Annotated in this window: 14 protein-coding genes; 9 read left to right on the plus strand and 5 right to left on the minus strand. The window is 70.4% G+C overall.

The features are described 5' to 3' along the window. Positions 1 to 60: 60 nt before the first annotated feature. A complete protein-coding gene (gene glgX / locus ACN6LB_RS15590) occupies positions 61 to 2,169 on the minus strand; it encodes a glycogen debranching protein GlgX (protein ID WP_445026338.1) in 2,109 nt (702 codons plus the stop codon). Positions 2,170 to 2,348: 179 nt separating this feature from the next. On the opposite strand from glgX, the gene ACN6LB_RS15595 reads away from it, so the two are divergent. From ACN6LB_RS15595 to ACN6LB_RS15610, 4 genes are all read left to right on the plus strand, one after another. Then, entirely contained in the window at positions 2,349 to 3,170 is an 822-nt protein-coding gene (locus ACN6LB_RS15595) for a Tat pathway signal sequence domain protein (RefSeq protein ID WP_356140254.1), read from the plus strand. Positions 3,171 to 3,226: 56 nt separating this feature from the next. Beyond that, positions 3,227 to 4,570 carry a copper amine oxidase gene (locus ACN6LB_RS15600; protein ID WP_356140255.1) on the plus strand — a complete coding sequence of 448 codons (1,344 nt, stop codon included), beginning with the start codon at positions 3,227 to 3,229 and terminating at the stop codon, positions 4,568 to 4,570. 115 nt (positions 4,571 to 4,685) lie between these two features. Continuing rightward, the gene (locus ACN6LB_RS15605; protein ID WP_356140256.1) at positions 4,686 to 5,924 is read left to right on the plus strand and encodes an SAV2148 family HEPN domain-containing protein; all 1,239 of its coding nucleotides are present in this window, start codon (positions 4,686 to 4,688) and stop codon (positions 5,922 to 5,924) included. A gap of 124 nt (positions 5,925 to 6,048) precedes the next feature. Further along, the gene (locus ACN6LB_RS15610; RefSeq protein ID WP_356140257.1) at positions 6,049 to 6,771 is read left to right on the plus strand and encodes a 3'-5' exonuclease; all 723 of its coding nucleotides are present in this window, start codon (positions 6,049 to 6,051) and stop codon (positions 6,769 to 6,771) included. 29 nt (positions 6,772 to 6,800) lie between these two features. On the opposite strand, the gene ACN6LB_RS15615 is transcribed toward ACN6LB_RS15610, so the two are convergent. Continuing rightward, a complete protein-coding gene (locus tag ACN6LB_RS15615) occupies positions 6,801 to 7,817 on the minus strand; it encodes a DMT family transporter (RefSeq protein ID WP_445026339.1) in 1,017 nt (338 codons plus the stop codon). 94 nt (positions 7,818 to 7,911) lie between these two features. Between ACN6LB_RS15615 and ACN6LB_RS15620 the strand changes: the two genes are divergently transcribed. Beyond that, complete coding sequence (locus tag ACN6LB_RS15620) at positions 7,912 to 8,814, plus strand: LysR family transcriptional regulator (protein ID WP_445026340.1); 903 nt, start codon at positions 7,912 to 7,914, stop codon at positions 8,812 to 8,814. 18 nt (positions 8,815 to 8,832) lie between these two features. Here the strand turns inward: ACN6LB_RS15620 and ACN6LB_RS15625 are convergent, their stop codons facing one another. Then, a complete protein-coding gene (locus ACN6LB_RS15625; protein WP_445026342.1) occupies positions 8,833 to 9,696 on the minus strand; it encodes a phosphotransferase enzyme family protein in 864 nt (287 codons plus the stop codon). A 190-nt stretch (positions 9,697 to 9,886) separates the two neighbouring features. On the opposite strand from ACN6LB_RS15625, the gene ACN6LB_RS15630 reads away from it, so the two are divergent. From ACN6LB_RS15630 to ACN6LB_RS15640, 3 genes are read left to right on the plus strand one after another with little or no spacing between them, the layout of a single operon-like run. Further along, on the plus strand, positions 9,887 to 10,834 hold the full coding sequence (locus ACN6LB_RS15630; RefSeq protein ID WP_445026343.1) for a carbohydrate ABC transporter permease: 948 nt from the start codon (positions 9,887 to 9,889) through the stop codon (positions 10,832 to 10,834). After that, positions 10,831 to 11,664, plus strand: a complete 834-nt coding sequence (locus tag ACN6LB_RS15635) for a carbohydrate ABC transporter permease (RefSeq protein WP_445026344.1) — start codon at positions 10,831 to 10,833, stop codon at positions 11,662 to 11,664. Before ACN6LB_RS15630 ends, ACN6LB_RS15635 begins: the two co-directional genes overlap by 4 nt. Beyond that, complete coding sequence (locus ACN6LB_RS15640; protein WP_445026345.1) at positions 11,664 to 12,974, plus strand: ABC transporter substrate-binding protein; 1,311 nt, start codon at positions 11,664 to 11,666, stop codon at positions 12,972 to 12,974. Before ACN6LB_RS15635 ends, ACN6LB_RS15640 begins: the two co-directional genes overlap by 1 nt. Here ACN6LB_RS15640 and ACN6LB_RS15645 read toward each other — a convergent pair. Further along, positions 12,965 to 14,212, minus strand: a complete 1,248-nt coding sequence (locus ACN6LB_RS15645; protein WP_445026346.1) for a hypothetical protein — start codon at positions 14,210 to 14,212, stop codon at positions 12,965 to 12,967. The two genes, ACN6LB_RS15640 and ACN6LB_RS15645, sit on opposite strands and share 10 nt — an antisense overlap. 93 nt (positions 14,213 to 14,305) lie before the next feature. On the opposite strand from ACN6LB_RS15645, the gene mgt reads away from it, so the two are divergent. Next, positions 14,306 to 15,562, plus strand: a complete 1,257-nt coding sequence (gene mgt / locus ACN6LB_RS15650; protein ID WP_445026347.1) for a macrolide-inactivating glycosyltransferase — start codon at positions 14,306 to 14,308, stop codon at positions 15,560 to 15,562. 71 nt (positions 15,563 to 15,633) lie between these two features. Here mgt and ACN6LB_RS15655 read toward each other — a convergent pair whose 3' ends face one another. After that, entirely contained in the window at positions 15,634 to 17,892 is a 2,259-nt protein-coding gene (locus ACN6LB_RS15655; protein WP_356140266.1) for an MMPL family transporter, read from the minus strand. Between the last annotated feature and the right edge of the window lie 181 nt (positions 17,893 to 18,073).

Genomic DNA, 18,073 nt, shown 5'->3' on the forward strand with positions numbered 1-18,073 from the left:
GCACCCGGTCATCGGAAATCGACCTCCACGCGCGCGTGCCTCCCACGGCCGGCCCGGTCCCTACGCCGGCCGCTGCAACACCGTGAGACTCCGGTCCACCAGCGTCAGCCGGTCCCCGGCCTTGACCTTCGCGCCCGTGCCCGGCGCCACCCCCTCGGGGCTTGCCGTGTCGATCACCACCTGCCACTGGCGCCCGTGATTCACCGGCACCACGAACTCCAACGGCTTCGGCGAGGCGTTGAACATCAGCAGGAACGAGTCGTCGCTGATGCGCTCCCCGCGCTGTCCCGGCTCGGAGATCGCGTTGCCGTTGAGGAACACGCTGAGCGCCCGCGCCTGCGCGGAGTCCCAGTCCCGCTGGGTCATCTCCTTGCCCTCCGGGGTGAACCACGCGATGTCCGACAGCTCGTCGTGCGTGCCCTCCACGGGGCGCCCGTGGAAGAACCGGCGCCGCCGGAAGACCGGGTGGTCGCGGCGCAGCCACACCATCGCGCGGGTGAACGCCAGCAGCTCGTCGCCGTCCTCGGGCCACGGCACCCAGGCCAGCTCGCTGTCCTGGCAGTACGCGTTGTTGTTGCCGCCCTGGCTGCGGGCGAACTCGTCGCCGTGGCTGAGCATCGGCACGCCCTGCGAGAGCATCAGCGTCGCGATGAAGTTGCGCATCTGGCGGGCCCGCAGCGCACGGACGTCCGCGTCGTCCGTCTCGCCCTCGGCGCCGCAGTTCCAGGACCGGTTGTGGCTCTCGCCGTCACGGTTGTCCTCGCCGTTGGCGTCGTTGTGCTTGTCGTTGTACGACACCAGGTCGTGCAGCGTGAAACCGTCGTGACAGGTGACGAAGTTGATCGAGGCCAGCGGACGCCGCCCGTCGTCCTGGTAGAGGTCGGAGGAGCCCGTCAGCCGGGACGCGAACTCCGCCAGCGTGCGCGGCTCACCGCGCCACATGTCCCGTACGGTGTCGCGGTACTTGCCGTTCCACTCCGTCCACAGCGGCGGGAAGTTGCCCACCTGGTAGCCGCCCTCGCCCACGTCCCACGGCTCGGCGATCAGCTTCACCTGGGAGACCACCGGGTCCTGCTGCACCAGGTCGAAGAACGAGGACAGCCGGTCCACCTCGTGGAACTGCCGGGCCAGCGTCGCCGCGAGATCGAAACGGAACCCGTCGACGTGCATCTCGGTGACCCAGTAGCGCAGCGAGTCCATGATCAGCTGGAGCACGTGCGGTGAGCGCATGAGCAGGGAGTTGCCGGTGCCCGTGGTGTCCGTGTAGTAGCGGGGATCGTCCGCGAGGCGGTAGTACGAGGCGTTGTCGAGGCCCCTGAAGGAGAGCGTCGGGCCCAGGTGGTTGCCCTCGGCGGTGTGGTTGTAGACCACGTCGAGGATGACCTCGATCCCGGCCTCGTGCAGTGCCCGGACCGCCGACTTGAACTCCAGGACCTGCTGTCCGCGGTCGCCCCAGGAGGCGTACGCGTTGTGGGGGGCGAAGAAGCCGATCGTGTTGTAGCCCCAGTAGTTGTTCAGGCCCATGTCGACCAGACGGTGGTCGTTCACGAACTGGTGCACCGGCATCAGCTCCAGCGCGGTGACACCCAGTTCCGTCAGGTGTTCGATGACCGCCGGGTGTGCGAGCGCCGCGTAGGTGCCGCGCAGTTCGTCCGGAAGGCCCGGATGCAGCATCGTGAGGCCCTTCACATGGGCCTCGTAGAGCACCGTGTGGTGGTACTCGGTGCGCGGGCGCCGGTCGTCGCCCCAGTCGAAGTACGGGTTGACCACGACCGACGTCATCGTGTGGGGCGCCGAGTCCAGGTCGTTGCGCTTGTCGGGCGCCCCGAACGGATAGCCGTACACCTCCTCGCCCCACTTGATCGAACCACTGATCGCACGCGCGTACGGATCGAGCAGCAGCTTCGCGGAATTGGCGCGCTGCCCGCGCTCCGGCACGTACGGCCCGTGGACACGGAAGCCGTAGCGCTGTCCGGGCATGATCCCGGGCAGATACGCGTGCCGTACGAACGCGTCGGTCTCGCGCAGCTCCACCGCCGTCTCGGAGCCGTCGTCGTGCAGCAGACACAGCTCCATCCGGTCGGCGGCCTCCGAGAAGACCGCGAAGTTGGTGCCGGCGCCGTCGTACGTGGCACCGAGTGGGTACGCCTCTCCAGGCCAGACCTGCATGGACACGACTCTTCCAGTAGTGCTGCGCTTCCGTGGGCGACTCCGTGCCGAGTCTCCCCGAAAGTGATGGAACCACCTATGACTTACGTCCCTCTTACCGATCGACCTGGCATACCGCGTATGCCGAACCAGTGGGGCTCGAAGAACTCCTAGAGACAACAGGGGGAGTGGGGGAAGATGTGCGCAAGATAGTGCACCGCCATCTGGGCAAGGTGGTGGCGGGTGCGGCCATTGCGGTGGCCGGGACCGCCGTGATGGTCGGCATCACTCTGCCGGGTTCCGCGGGGGCGGACGACTCGGGCGGCGCCGGTCGCGCCGGGTCCGCCCAGCAGGCCGGACAGGGGCAAGGGCAGGGACAGGACCAGTCGGCCGTGCAGCCGGGTGTCGTCGAGGCGGCGCCCGCCGAGGGCGCGAAGGGCAAGGGCCGCGACCCGCTCACCGACGACGAACTGAAGCGGGTCGAACAGATCGCGCTGAACCGTTCGTCGTTCGGCGCCAGCAAGAACGTCGAGGGTGACCGCGGGCCGCAGCGCCTCGGCATCGACCTCGCCGAACCCGACGAGAACGAGATCGACGACCCGAACGCGCCCCGTCGCGCGGACGTGACGTACTACGACTACAAGGACGACTCGCTCGTCACCAGGACCGTCAACCTCGACACGGGCAAGGTCGAGGGGACGGACACGCAGCACGGTGTCCAGCCGCCCATCACCCGCGACGAGTCGATCGAGGCGGCCAAGCTGCTGATCGCCGACCCGCTCGGCGCCGGTCTGAAGGCCGACTACAAGGACGCCACCGGCAAGAAGCTCACCTCGCCCGAGCAGCAGCTCATGCTCACCAGCATGGTCTACCGGGCGAATTCCGGTGCTCCCGCCGGCGTCGCGGACTGCGGCAAGCACCGCTGCGTGAGGCTGTTCCCGAAGATCAAGAACGGTGCCTGGATCGACACCCGTGACTTCGTGATCGACCTGAGCGCTCGCAAGGTCGGCAAGCTCGGCTGAGCCGCCCTCCGTCCACTTTCCAAACCCTCCTGATTTCCGCAAGGAGTCCCTTCTTCATGCGCGTCAACAGAATCAGCCGTGCCCGCAGCCGGGCGGCGGTGGGCCTCTCGGTGGCCGCACTCGCCGTCGGTGTGACCTCGGCCGCGGGCCCGGCCTCCGCCCAGCCGAAGACCACCGCCAAGACCGCCGCGAAGGCCGCCTCCGCGGCGGCCGCCAACTGCAGCGCGGACTACAAGATCGAGCAGAAGCTCTCCACCGGCACCACCTGGCGGATGTGCTGGCACTACGAGAGCAACGCCGGGCTCGTCCTGGAGAACATCTCCTACCAGCCCAAGGGCGAGGCCCAGCCGATCAAGGTCCTCACCAGCGCCAAGCTCGCCCAGATCGACGTCCCCTACGACGATGGATCGGTCGAGTACGACGACCTGACGGGCTTCGGCTTCGGCCAGGGACTGATGAACCTGGCGGCGGGTGAGTGTCCCGGCGGCACCATCAAGAACGTGAAGATCCCCGACGCCTGGGACCCGTCGCAGGCCAACGTCAAGGGCCTGTGCACCACGACCCGTTCGCGCGGTCACGCCTACCGTATGCAGTCCGACACGGGCAACAAGGTCTTCCAGGCCCAGGGCAAGGACCTGCTCGTCTACACGGTCAACAAGGTCGGCTGGTACGAGTACATGACCGAGTGGCGCTTCCAGGACGACGGCACGATCAACATGAACGCGGGTGCCACCGGAAGCCTCGCCCCCGAGGACTACGACGCGGGCGACGGCCGCGGCTGGCCGATCGGCAAGGGCGCCAAGGACTACGCCACGAGCCACCGGCACAACATCTTCTGGCGGCTCAACTTCGGCCTGGACGGCTCGACCACGAACCGGGTCGAGCAGTACGACTCCGCGGTCAGCGCGCCCGCGGCGGGCGCTCAGGCACCGTCCACCAAGACCACCCTCACCAAGGTCACCAAGGAACTCGCGGGCGACGCCAAGAACGGGCGCTGGTGGCGGGTCGTCAGCGACGCCGGCAAGAACAAGGACAACCACGCGCGCTCGTACGAGTTCGTGCCCGGTGCGACCAGCAAGTTCCTCGGCCGCAACTTCACCAAGCGCGACATCTACTTCACCGAGTACAAGAAGTGCGAGCAGTACGCCAGCAACAACCTGCACAACTGCGGTACCGGGGCGGGCAAGTCCGTCGACAAGTGGGTCAACGGTCAGGCTCTCAAGCACCCCATCATGTGGGTCAACGTGGGCTTCCACCACATAGCCCGCGACGAGGACCAGCAGCCCATGCCGGTCCACTGGCAGGGCTTCTCGATCGTCCCGCGTGACGTCACGGCTATGAATCCGCTCACTCCGGCCGAGCTCGCCGACCAGAACGGGCATGTCCGAGACGGTAGTTGAGAAACTACCCTGTCCATCCGGCTGCACCGCCGACCGCTCCCGGAGTACCCTTCCTTGATCGTTGAGTGGGGGCCAGGCCCCCCGGAGGCTCGGGGGAGCGGAAGGCGGTGCGCGGGTGGGCTCGGGAGGGCTGGAGTTGCCTCCTGGTGACGAGGGTCACGAGGGGAACTCCACAGATGTCCCACCCGGCGCGGTGTCCCTGGCGCGGCCGATGGAGATGGGTTCCATTGGACCGGAACTGGACTGGGGAGCCGACGCCTGGCGCGAGGTACGTACGCGCGCCCAGCGAGCCGGGCGCGCCTACATCTGGCTGAACCTGGTCGAACAGCGGCTGCGCGCGGTCGTGGCCGCTGTTCTCCGGCCCATCTACGACCCCGTCCACGGCGACGACTGGGTGGTCGCCGCCGCCGGACCGGCAGGTCAGGAGTGGGTGCAACGGGCCGTCGCGGTCCGCGAAGTGAGCCGCCGCAAGGGCTACTTGCTCGACCCGGCCGACGACAACGTGCTGAGTTTCCTCACCTTGCCGCAGCTGCGCGAGCTGATGGTGCAGCACTGGCCCTGCTTCGAGCCGTACTTCGACGAGCGCCGCGACGTCGAACTCGCCCTGGACGAGCTGGAAGTCACCCGTAACGTCGTCTCCCGCAACCGCGCCCTGTCCGAGGCGGTCCTCGCCCAGGCCGAGCGCGCCTCGGCCAAGCTGCTGGAGATCCTCGGCTCCGGCAGCGACGTGCCCTCCGCCCGCCGGCTGCCCGTCGACGCCGTCGAGAACCTGGTCGGCGACCGGTACGCGGACGTCGTCGGCGTACACCCGGACCGGGTGCGCCTGCTGCGCCAGTTCCCCGCGGAGGACCTCTTCGGCGGCGCCCGCCGCCTCGACGCCATCGGCATCGGCCTGAACCTGCTCGTGCAGAACTTCTCCGGACGGCGTCTGGTGCGGCTGGCCGAGTCGGGCTGCCGGGCACGGCTGCTCTTCCTCAACCCCGCGTCCAGCGCCGTGAAGCGGCGCGAGCGGGAACTCGGCATCAAACGGGGCGAGCTGAGCCGCGCCGTCGAGATGAACATCCTGCACATGCGCCGGGTCCGGGCCCGGCTGCGCGACCCGGGCGCCTTCGAGATCCAGGTCTTCGACGAGACCCCCCGCTTCACCGCCTACCTCGTCGACGGCGACGGCTCGGACGGTGTCGCCGTAGTGCAGTCCTATCTGCGCCGCACCCGCGGCCTGGAGGCCCCGGTGCTCGTCCTGCGCGGCGGTAGCCGGGTGCTCAAGTCGGACGAGAACGGCGAAGAAGGTCTTTTCCCGACATACCGCGAGGAGTTCGAGCTGGCCTGGGCGGACTCGCGTCCCGTCTCCTGACCTCAAGTCACCGGTCGCCCTGCCGCGTGGGCCCGGGAAGCGGAATGCGCCCGTCGGATTGTCAGTGGCGCATGGGATCGTGGAGACCACTGGGGGAAAGCACCACGAAGAAGGGGGGCCACCCATGGGCTGGCACCGGGAGCTGCTGATCGGCTTCGACCTGGAGACGACCGGGACGGATCCGCGGGAGGCGCGCATCGTCACGGGGGCCGTGATCGAGCTCAAGGACGGGGAGCCGGCCGGGCATCGCGAGTGGCTGGCCGATCCGGGCGTGGAGATCCCCGCGGACGCGGTGGCGGTGCACGGAATCTCGAACGAGCGGGCGGCCGCCGAGGGCCGGCCCGCCGACCAGGTGGCCGACGCGATCGCCGGCGTCCTCGTGGAGTACTGGAAGACGGGCGTCCCGGTCGTCGCGTACAACGCGGCCTTCGACCTGACCCTGCTCTCCGCCGAACTGCGGCGCCACGGGCTGCCGTCCCTGCGCGAGCGCCTCGGCGGCGTCGATCCGGCCCCGGTCATCGACCCGTACACGATCGACCGCTCCGTGGACCGCTACCGCCGGGGCAAGCGCAACCTCGAAGCGGTCTGCACGGAGTACGGGGTGGCGCTGGACGCCGCCCACGACGCCTCGGCCGACGCGCTCGCCGCGGCCCGGCTCGCCCGCGCGATAGCCGTCCGCCACCCGAAGGTCGCGGCCCTCGGCCCGGCGGAGCTGCACCGCCGCCAGATCGAGTGGTACGCGCAGTGGGCGGCGGACTTCCAGAGCTTCCTGCGCCGCAAGGGCGACGCGGCGGCCGTGGTGGACGGGACCTGGCCCTTGCGGGAGTTGGCGGACGAGACGGTCTGACGGCGCGCGGGATGCGGCCGACGGGTCGCTCAGACGCCGGGCAGGGCTGCTGACCGGCGTACGGCGTCCTTGTTCAGGTCCGGTGCGGTGAGGTCCTCCTCTGTCGGTCCGGCGCTCGCCCCGGCGGTGCTGGTCGCCTCGGCGATCGCATGGCTGCCCTCGGTGCGGTGGGCGCGTTCGACAGCCTGGCCCCAGTACGTACCGGCGACGAGCAGCGTCGCGCCGAGACCGGTGAGCAGGGTGAACCGGTCACCGGCCAGGGCGATGCCGACCGCGGCCGCCCAGACCGGCTCGGTGCCCAGCAGCAGACTGGCCCGGCTGGCGGAGGTGCGCTGCACGGCCCAGGTCTGCGCCAGGAAGGCGAACACACTGCAGAAGAGGGCGAGATAGCCCAGCTGGGCCCAGGTCGCGGTATCGGCGTGCGCCAGGACCGGGAGGTCACCGGCGGCAGGCACCAGGAACAGGGCGGTGCCGACCAGGGTCTGGAGGGTCGTCAGCTGGAGCGGGCGTATCGACCTGCGCACCGTGAGCCGGCCGACCAGCGCGACATGCCCCGCCCGCACCACGGCGGCGCCGAGCATCAGCAGGTCGCCGCTGCGCGGAGCGTGGAACCCGTTGCCGGACATCAGGAGGCCGACGGCCAGGACACAGAGACCGGCGGCGGCGAAGAACGCCGGGGGCAGCCCGCCGCGACGGCCCGCGCGGTCGAGGAGCGGGGTGAGCACGATGGTCAGGCTGATGATCAGGCCCGCGTTGGCGGCACTCGTGTGCGCGACGCCGTACGTTTCCACGATCAGCACGGCGGCCTGCGTGAGCCCCAGCGGCAGCCCGGCCCGGATCTCGTCACGGGTCCACCACCGAGGCGCCCCACGGCTTGGCCGCCCGGCGACGAGACCCAGACAGGCGAGCGCGGAGAGCGCGTAGCGCGCGAAGAGGACGACCAGGACAGGGAGGGCGGCGGTGGCCGTCTGGGCAGCCAGATAGCTGGAACCCCAGACGATCGCGACCAGCAGAAGTACCGCATCGGTACGGCGGGCATCAGGCACCCGCCCACGGTGCACCGCAGAGGTGCTTGAAGCCCAGAGCCACCTTCTAAAAGGATCTTTTAGTACGCCTACATCGGCGGCCTACACTGTCGCCGTGGACGAACGACAACTGCGGATCCTGCGGGAGCTCGGCGAGCTGGGAAGCGTCACCGCGGTCGCCGAGGCGCTGCTGGTGACCCCCTCGGCGATCTCGCAGCAACTGCGCCTGCTGCAGCGCTCGATGCCTGTCCCGCTCACCGCGCGGCACGGCCGGAGGCTGGTGCTCACCGACGCCGGGCAGGCCCTCGCGGGCGCCGCGATCGAGGTGGAGACGGCGCTCGCTCGGGCACGCCACACGGTCGAGGAGTTCGTCGACCGGCCGGACGGGGACGTCTCGGTCGCCGCCTTCCACAGCGCGGCCTCGACGTTCTTCCCCCTCCTGCTGCGCGGCCTCGCGGCGCCCGGCGGGCCGCGCCTGGCGTTCGGCGACGAGGACGTCCCGCAGGACGACTTCCCGCGGCTGACCCGCGACTACGACCTCGTCCTCGCCCACCGTCTCGACCACACGCCGCCGTGGCCGCGCACCGTCACCGCCGGCACCCTCCTGCGCGAACCCCTCGACGTGGCCATGCCTGCCGACCACCCGCTCGCCGCCCGGCCGTGGGTCGGCGCCGCCGACGTCGCCGACCAGCCCTGGATCACCGTGCACGACGGGTTCCCGGTGATGGCCACCATCGAGGCGATCGGCGCCGCCGCGGGCCGGCGGCTCCATCTCGCCCACCGCGTCAACGAGTTCGCCGTGGTCGCCGAGATCGTCGCCGCCGGCGGCGGTCTCGCCCTGATGCCCCGCTGGACCACGCGCCCGCACCCGGCCCTCGTCCTCAAACCGCTCGACGGCGTACGGGCCCTGCGCCATATCGACGTGCTGCACCGCCCCGAACGCACCGCCCGCAGGGCCGTCCGCGCGGTCCTCGCGGAACTTCACCGCGCCGCCGGCACGGTCACCGGCGGCGACTGATCCCACCGGCCGAGGTGATCAGAAGGGATACCACCGCACGGTCTCGTCCCCGTCCCGCAGCGACGCCACCCGGCGCTCGAACTCGGCCAGGGCCTTGGGACTGCCGGGCGCGTGCTGGGCGACCCACGCACAGCTGGCCGTCTCCCGCGCGCCGCGCAGCACGGAACAGCCCGCCCACTCGCGCACGTCCCAGCCGTACGCCGTGGTGAAGGCGTCGTAGGCCTCGGCAGGCATCCCGTAGCGGTCGCGGGACAGCGCCATGACCACCAGGTCGTGCTCGCGCAGGTCGGCGGAGAAGGTCTCCAGGTCGACCAGGACCGGACCGTCGGGTCCGACATGGACGTTGCGGGGCAGCGCGTCGCCGTGGATCGGGCCCGGTGGCAGATGCGGGGTGAGCGCCGCCGCGGCCGTCGCGAAACCGTCGCGCCGCCGGCGCAGGTACGCCGCGTCCGCCGGGTCGATCGTGTCGCCCGCGAGGCGCAGCCAGCGCTCCACCCCGCCGAGCAGTTCGCGTGGCGGCAGGGCGAAGGAGGGGGCGGGCAGCGCGTGCACGACCCGCAGCAGTCCGGCCAGATCCGGTGGCCCGGCGGGGCGTACGGCATCGGGCAGTCGGTGCCACACCGTCACCGGGTGCCCCTGCACCAGCAGCGCCTTCGGCTCGGCGGCCCGCACCGCGGGGACGTCCGCGTCGGCGAGCCAGGCCGCGATCTCCAGCTCCCGCCGTGCGCGGCCCAGGAGTTCGGCGTCGCGTCCCACCTTGACGACCAGGTCACCGGCGGCGAATACGGCGTTCTCGCCCAGGGCGAGGAGCCGCGCGTCCCCGGCCGACCGGGGCAGCACACCCGCCGTGGCCAGCACGTCCCGCGCCCGCGCCTCGTCCATTCCGCCGCCTCCGTGTGTTCCTCGGACCCTCGCCCACGGCGTCACGATCACGCCAACCGTTGGCCAGTCTCGCATTGCCCGAGGTAGCACGGTGTGCGTGGTGCCTTGACGAGGTACACCGCCTTCACGACCATGACCGGGGCCGCCTGGACGGCCAGACCCGTACGAGCCGCCCAAAGGGGTCGATTACGTGGCACTGGTGAGCGCGACGAAACAGCCGGCACGGCGTGCGCCGCGCTCGGCGGGACGGCCGGGCCGGGCCGGCGGGACCCCCGACCACGGGGCCTGGTTCCTGGTGCTGCCCGCGCTGATCCCGATCCTGGTGCTGAGCGTCGGACCGCTGCTGTACGGGATCGCGCTGGCGTTCACCGACTCGCAGTCGGGCCGCACCGAACCCACGCAGTGGACCGGCGCCCTCAACTTCCAGGACCTGCTGCACGACACGCTGTTCTGGGACTCGTTCAGGATCGGACTGCTGTGGGCGGTCGGGGTGACCGTGCCGCAGTTCCTGCTCGCGCTCGGACTCGCCCTGCTGCTCAACCAGAACCTCCGCTTCCGCTGGCTGGCGCGGGCGCTCGCGATCGTCCCGTGGGCGATGCCCGAGGTCGTCGTCGGCATCATGTGGCGGCTCGTCTACAACCCGGACGCGGGCATCCTCAACGAGACGCTCCGCGACCTGGGCCTCGGTGACGGGCGCGACTGGCTGAGCGGCCTCGGCACCGCCCTGCCCGCGGTGATCGTCGTCGGGGTCTGGGCAGGCATGCCGCAGACCACGGTCGCGCTGCTCGCCGGGCTGCAGAACACCCCGCGCGAACTGCACGAGGCGGCGGCGATGGACGGCGCGGGCGCCTGGCGCCGCTTTCGCACCGTGACCTGGCCCGCCCTCAGACCGGTCGCCCTCGCCATCACGGCGCTCAACCTCATCTGGAACTTCAACTCCTTCGCCCTGGTCTACGTGCTGACGAACGGAGGACCCGGCGGCCGCACCCGCCTGCCCATGCTCTTCGCCTACGAAGAGGCCTTCCGCTACGGCCAGTTCGGCTACGCGGCGGCGATGGGTTGTGTGATGGTCGCGGTGATCTCCGTCGTGCTCGCCGTCTTCCTGGTGGGCCGGCTGAGGGGAGGCGAGGAATCGTGAGGACCGACACCAGAGCCCGCGTCGGCCAGTACGCGGCCCTTCTCGGCTATCTCGTCTTCCTCGCGTTCCCCCTCCTCTGGCTGCTCTCCACCGCCTTCAAACCGCCACGGGAGCTGGCCAGTCTGCACCCCACCTGGATCCCCAAGGACCCCACTCTCGCCAACTTCCGTCAGGCGTTCGACGAGCAGCCGCTGCTGCACGCCGCCCTCAACTCCCTTGTCGCGGCGCTCGGCGCGGCCGTGATCGCCGTACTGATCGCGACCCCGATGGCCTACGTCATGGCCCGGCACCGCACCCTGCTCGCACGGGCCGGCACCGGCTGGGTGGTGATCAGCCAGGCGTTCCCGTTCGTGCTCGTGATCATCCCGCTCTTCCTCGTGCTGAAGAACCTGCGGCTGATCAACTCCGTGCCCGGACTGATCATGGTGTACGTCGTCTGGGCGCTGCCGTTCGCCCTGTGGATGCTGGTGGGATACGTACGGGCCGTGCCGCTGGAGCTGGAGGAGGCCGCGGCGGTGGACGGTGCGGGGCGGCTGCGCACGCTGGTCTCGGTCACGGCGCCGCTGCTCGCGCCGGGCATCGTGGCCACGGCGCTGTTCGCGTTCATCACCGCGTGGAACGAGTTCTTCTTCGCGCTGGTCCTGCTCAAGACCCCGGAGAAACAGACGCTGCCGGTCGTCCTCACCCACTTCATCGGCGCTGAGGGTGTCGCGGACCTGGGCCCGCTGGCCGCGGCGGCGTTCCTCGCGACCCTGCCGTCGCTGGTCGTCTTCGCCCTCATCCAGAAGCGGATCACGGGCGGCATGCTCGCCGGGGCGGTGAAGAGCTGATGCGTACGAGACTGTCTGCAGCGCCGCATACGAGACTGGTCGCGGCCGTCGTGCTGGTCCTGGCGCTGCTGCTCGCCGGATGCAGCGACGACGGGGGCGGCGGCTCCGGTGGCCGTATCACCCTCCGCTTCCAGTCCCTCGCCTGGCAGGAGGAGTCGGTCGCCGCCAACAAGGAACTGGTGAAGGAGTGGAACGCGGCGCATCCCGACATCAACGTCGAGTACGTGCAGGGGAATTGGGACAGCGTCCACGACCAGCTGCTCACCTCCTTCGAGGGCGGCGAGGCGCCGGACATCATCCACGACGCCTCGGACGACCTCGCCGACTTCGCGTACGGCGGCTACCTCGCCGACCTGAAGGATCTGTTGCCGGCCCGCCTCAAGTCCGACATCCCGCAGCACAGTTGGGACACGGCGACCTTCGGTGGCGGGATCTACGGGGTGCCGTTCCTTCAGGAGCCGCGCGTCCTGATCGCCAACGCCACCTGGCTGAAGAAGTCGGGAGTACGGATTCCGACGCCCGAAAAGCCCTGGTCCTGGGGCGAGTTCAGGGCCATCACGAAGGAGCTCGGAGGCAAGGGGAAGTACGGGGTCGCCTGGCCGCTCAAGGAGCCCGTCTCGGCCACCCTCAACCTCTCCCTCTCCGCCGGCGGCCGGCTCTTCCACCGGGGCGCGGACGGCAGGGTGACGGTGCGCTTCGACGCCGCCGACGCGACCGTGCCGCGCACCGTCCACGACCAGGTGAACACCGACCGCAGCGCGTCGAGCACCACGCTCGGCATGGGCGGTTCCGACACGCTGCCCGGTTTCTTCGGCGGCAAGTACGCGATGGTCCCGCTCGGCTTCTCCTACCGTCAGCAGATCGTGCAGCAGGCACCCAAGGGCTTCGACTGGCAGGTCCTGCCCGCCCCGGCCGGGGCCGACGGGCTCACCCAGGGCGTCAGCCCGCAGACCCTGTCGGTCTCCGCGGACAGCCCGCACAAGAGGGAGGCCGCCGAGTTCATCGACTTCCTGCTGCGGCCGAAGAACATGGTCCGCCTCGCGCTCGGCGACTGGATGCTCCCCACCGGAACGCAGGCCCTCAAGGACCCGGCCCTGCACACCGCCAAGAACGACTGGGCCACCGGCACGGCCCTCGCCGAGCACCTCCGCTCCGCCCCCGCCCAGTCCGTGCGCGGCTACCCGGAATGGAAGGACAAGGTCGCGACTCCCGCGTTCCAGGAGTACTACAGCGGGGCGATCGGCCTGGCGGAGCTGCGCCGGCGGCTGGTGAAGGACGGGAACCTGGTGCTGGCCCGCTATCAGCGCTGAGGGTCCTTGTGGCGCCGTACCTCCAAAGCCTCCTGGAAGTCGGCCAGGGCGTCGACGAACCGGTGCGCCGCGGTGAGTGCGCTCGCGCGGTCGAAAAGGGCGCGGGCCACCGGCGCCGGATCGGCGGTCTGCCGCGCGAGGGCCACGCCCTCGTCGAACAGCGGCAGGAGCAGTTCGAAAAAGCGGTTCCGGTGCCCGGACTCGGCGTGGAGCACCGAGCGGATCATCATTTTGCGGTGCAGCCGGAAACGCTCGCCGGGATCCTGTGCCGCCTCGACGGCATCGCGCAGCGCGGGGAGTTCCGCGAAGTAGCTCTGGCGCAGGTCGGGCGACCACTCGTGGAAGTGCGCGCCGAGCGGGGGCGCGGCGCGGCCGGGCGCGGGGAGTTCCGCGGCCCGGCCGGAGAGGCCGAGCAGCACGACCCAGTAGGTGGACTGGTAACCGCTCCACTGCTTGGACTCTCCGTGAGCGGCCAGTTCGGCGAGGAGGGCGGCCGCCTCGTCGAGTGCGGCCGAGGCCTCGTCGGCCCGGGCATACCCTTCGTGCAGCTCCGCCAGCCGAAGCAGGGCGAAGAACAAGGACCTCATGCCGGTCCTTCCGGCGGCGAGCTGGTCCCGTTCCCTCTCGACGAGTTCACCGGTCGCGGCCAGCGCCGTCTGCCGCAGCCCGGCGGCCTCCGCCTCCGCGGCCCACTCCAGCAGACGCCAGGCGAAGGCACCCTCGCTCGGCCCTGCGGGCCGGGCGCGCCGCACCAACTTCTCGAAGAGTTCGGCCGCTTCACGATGGCGGCCCTCCTCCGCGAGCCCCCGCGCCCACAGGTCCACTCCCAGCCCGGCGAGGGTGTCCGGGTCCGCCCCGCCGGTTCGACGGTCGAGGCCCGCCATCTCCTCGCGCACCGCCAGGCCCTCGGGGCGCCGTGCCAGCTCGAACAACTGGTGCTGCTTCCACCGCAGCGCGTTCATCAGGAGGTCCGTGTGCTGCGGGTCGGACGGATCCACCGCACGGGCGACCTCGACCGCCTCCTCGTAGAGGGCCAGTTGCGCCTCGCCCAGCTTCCGGTACTCGTCGCTGAAGCCCAGGTAGATCAACGCCTTGGACAGCCGCGGCAGATACGTCGCCGGGCTCACCCGCGCCAGCACCCGGCAGGCCTCGACCTCCTGGCGCCGGGTCGGCCGGCCCGATCCCAGCAGCACGTTGCGCGCCCGCAGCACCGCGTCCTGATCCACGTCCTCGTGCATGGCCCCCCGTTCCCCCGCTCATCCGTGCCCGAACGTTTATACGGCACGGGCGGCACCGATGGAGTCGGCCGGCCCGGGCAGGTCGGAGTAATCATGTTGCACGAGACGTATCGTCTCGCCTACCGTCGGATCATGACCACTCCACGCGCCCACATCGCCATGTTCTCCATCGCCGCCCACGGGCACGTGAACCCGAGCCTGGAAGTGATCCGGGAACTCGTCGCCCGCGGGCACCGCGTCACGTACGCGATTCCGCCCTCCTTCGCCGAGAAGGTCGCCGAGACCGGAGCCGAGCCGAAGCCGTGGCACTCGACACTGCCCACCGCCGATGACCCGGACGCGTGGGGCACCGAACCGATCGACCACCTGGAACCGTTCCTCACGGACGCGCTCCAGGCCGAACCGCAGCTCGCCGCGGCGTACGAGGGCGACGAACCGGACCTGGTGCTCTACGACATCACGGCGTACCCGGCCCGGGTCCTCGCCCACCGCTGGGACGTCCCGATCGTGCAGCTCTCACCGAACCTCGTGGCCTGGGAGGGGTACGAGGAGGAGGTCGGCAGACCGATGTTCGAGCCGCTGAAGCAGACCCCGCGCGGGAAGGCCTTCTACGACACCTTCGCGCGCTGGATCGCCGACAACGCGATGGAGTTGAGCGTCGAGGACTTCATGGGCCGTCCCGACCGGTGCCTCGTCCTCATCCCGAAGGCGCTCCAGCCGCACGCCGACCGCGTCGACGAGCGGCGCAACACCTTCGTCGGCGCCTGCCAGGGCGACCGCGCGGCCCAGGGCGAGTGGCACCGCCCGGCGGGCGCCGAGCGCGTGCTGCTCGTGTCCCTCGGCTCCAGCTTCACCAAGCAGCCCGCCTTCTACCGCGAGTGCGTCAAGGCCTTCGGTGATCTGCCGGGCTGGCATGTCGTCCTGCAGATCGGCAGGTTCGTCGATCCGGCGGAGCTGGGCGAGGTACCCGACACCATCGAAGTACGGGACTGGGTACCGCAGTTGGCGGTGCTGCGCGAGGCCGACGCGTTCATCACGCACGCGGGGGCCGGCGGCAGCCAGGAGGGGATCGCCACGGGCACGCCGATGGTCGCCGTACCCCAGGCCGTCGACCAGTTCGGCAACGCCGACATGCTGGAGGCGCTCGGCGTCGCCCGTCATGTGCCCATGGAGCAGGCGACGGCCGAGACCCTGCGCGAGGCCGTTCTCGCGGTGGCCGACGACCCGGGGGTCGCGCGACGGCTCGCGGAGCTCCGCGCGGAGATGGCCGCAGAAGGGGGCACACGGCGCGCGGCCGACCTCATCGAGGCCGAACTGCCCGCGCGCGACCGAGAGCAGGCAGGCAAATGAGAAAGAGCCCGCCGGTTCCTGGGGGAACCAACAGGCCCTGACTCGAACGGAGTTACCGAACAGTGCCGGAGCTACACGCCGACCCTCTCGCCCTCCCTGGCGGACGGCGCGATGGCCTCGGACGACTCGTCGTGCGTGAGGTCGGGCATACGGTTCAGCCACTTCGGCAGGTACCAGTTGCGCTCGCCGAGCAGTGCCATCACGGCCGGGAGCAGCACACCCCGGATGACCGTCGCGTCGATGAGCACCGCGGCCGCCAGGCCCACACCCATCTGCTTCATGGACTGCATGGACAGCGTGCCGAAGATCGCGAAGACGGCGACCATGATGACGGCGGCACTGGTGACGACACCGGCCGTGGTGACGACACCGTGCCGGATCGCCTCCTTCGTCGAGTGCCCCCTCAGCCGCGCCTCACGGATGCGGGAGACCACGAACACGTGGTAGTCCATCGACAGCCCGAAGAGGATCACGAAGAGGAACAGCGGCAGCCAGGTGACGATGGCACCCACGCCCTCCGCGCCCACCAGCGACGCGCCCCAGCCGTGCTGGAAGACGGCGACCAGGATGCCGTAGGCCGCCCCCACGGACAGCAGGTTGAGGACGATCGAGGTGATCGCGATGGTCAGCGAACGGAACGACAGGAGCATCAGCAGGAAGGCGAAGACCACGACGAACGCGAAGACCGGGACGACCGACCCGATCAGCTGGTCGTTGAAGTCATGGCTGCCCGCGACCTGCCCGCTGACCGGTGCCTGAACGCCGTCGACCTTGCCGAGCGTGTCGGGCCGCACCTTGTCGCGCAGCAGTTCCAGGCTCTTGCCCGCCTTGTCCTGGTCGGAGCCGCCCACGAGCGGGACGTACACGAACGCCACGTTCTGCGCGTCGTGCACCTTGATCTCGACCGGGCCGCGCGAGGCACCCGAACTGATCGCCTCCGCACGGAAGTCGGCGAGCGCGGACTTCACGTCGGCGGCGTTGATGTCCTTCGCCTTCACCACCACCTGGGCCGGCTCGGAGCCGCCCGGGAAGGCGTCGTTGACCCGGTTGTACGTGCCGACGATCGGCAGCGAGTCGCCGAACTCCTGGTCCAGGGTGAGGTTCTGGGTCTTCATGCCGAGCGCGGGCGCCGCGATCGCCAGCAGCGCACCGGCCGCCAGGACGAACGCCACGGCGGGCTTGGCGAGCACGAACCGCAGGACGGCACTCCAGACCCGGCTCTCACCGTTGCCGCTGCGGCCCGCCTTCTTGCGGCGCTTGTCGGGGTGCAGGAACGGGATGCGTCCCTTCTCGACGCGCTCGCCGAGCAGTGAGAGCAGCGCGGGCAGCACCGTCACGGAGCCGACCATGGCGACGGCCACGACCATCAGCGAGGCCAGGCCCATCGCCTCGAACCCGGCGAGCCCGGTGAAGAGCATTCCGGCCATCGCCACGCACACCGTGACACCGGAGACGACGATCGCGCGGCCACTGGTCGCGGCGGCGATCCGCAGCGCGGTGTCCGCGTCCCGGCCCGCCGCGCGCTCCTCGCGCTCACGCCGCAGGTAGAAGAGGCAGTAGTCGACTCCGACGGCCAGACCCACCAGCAGCATCACGGAGTTGGCGGTGTCGCTCATCGGCTGCAGATGGCTGACGAGGCCCATCAGGCCCATCGTCGCCATGATCGCGGTGACCGCGAGCGCGACCGGCAGCAGCGCCGCCACGAGCGCGCCGAAGGCGATCAGGAGAATGCCGAGGGCCACCGGTACGGCGGACAGCTCAGCCTTCTTGAAGTCGTCACCGAAGGCATCGGTGAACGTCTTCTGCATGCTGGCGCCGCCGATCTCCTCGATCCGCAGCCCCGAGTGGTCCTTCTGGACGTCCTCGACGGCGTTCAGGACGGGCTCCACGCGGTCGCCCGCGGTCTTCGCGTCGCCGCGCATGTCGAACTGGACGAGCGCGCTGCGGCCGTCCTTCGAGATCGTCTTCGTGTCGTACGGCGAGGTCACGTCCGTGGCCTTGCCGGTCGCGTCGACGGCCTTGACGACCGCGGTGACGGCGCTGCGGAACTCGGCGTCCGTGGACGTGAGGTTCTTGTCCCTCGCCTGGATCAGCACCGTCTCGCCGGCCGGCTCGTCGATCCCGGCGTCGTTGATGATCTGCGAGGCGGTGTGCGTCTCACCCTTGAGCTGATCGTTCTCGTCGACGTCGACGCGGCCCGCAGCCGAGCCGAGTCCCATGGCGAGGACGACGAACAGCACCCAGATGCCGACGGCCGCCCATCGGTGCCGGGCGCTCCAGCCGCCGGCCCTTGCGGCCAGACCTCGCACCCGTATATCTCCGTTCCCCATGACGGGCCAGCCCCCTTGTGCGTGGTGGCAACCCCCTGTCGCCACCTTTCTCTATGAAGGTAGGGGCCGGATAAGCGCGTCTCGTCGTGCTGTTCGATGAACCGGCGGAGGTCGGAGTCCTCCCCTCGGACCTGGTCGGCTCCCCACTGAGGAGGACGGGGCCCCTTACACGTATAGGGGT

Source organism: Streptomyces sp. SAS_270 (assembly GCF_052543295.1).

Bases quoted from the DNA above. Each gene is read 5' to 3' on its own strand.
- glgX (WP_445026338.1), bottom strand. From the start codon at position 2,169: ATGCAGGTCTGGCCTGGAGAGGCGTACCCACTCGGTGCCACGTACGAC.
- ACN6LB_RS15600 (WP_356140255.1), top strand. From the start codon at position 3,227: ATGCGCGTCAACAGAATCAGCCGTGCCCGCAGCCGGGCGGCGGTGGGC.
- ACN6LB_RS15610 (WP_356140257.1), top strand. From the start codon at position 6,049: ATGGGCTGGCACCGGGAGCTGCTGATCGGCTTCGACCTGGAGACGACC.
- ACN6LB_RS15625 (WP_445026342.1), bottom strand. From the start codon at position 9,696: ATGGACGAGGCGCGGGCGCGGGACGTGCTGGCCACGGCGGGTGTGCTG.
- ACN6LB_RS15640 (WP_445026345.1), top strand. From the start codon at position 11,664: ATGCGTACGAGACTGTCTGCAGCGCCGCATACGAGACTGGTCGCGGCC.
- ACN6LB_RS15645 (WP_445026346.1), bottom strand. From the start codon at position 14,212: ATGCACGAGGACGTGGATCAGGACGCGGTGCTGCGGGCGCGCAACGTG.
- mgt (WP_445026347.1), top strand. From the start codon at position 14,306: ATGTTGCACGAGACGTATCGTCTCGCCTACCGTCGGATCATGACCACT.
- ACN6LB_RS15655 (WP_356140266.1), bottom strand. From the start codon at position 17,892: ATGGGGAACGGAGATATACGGGTGCGAGGTCTGGCCGCAAGGGCCGGC.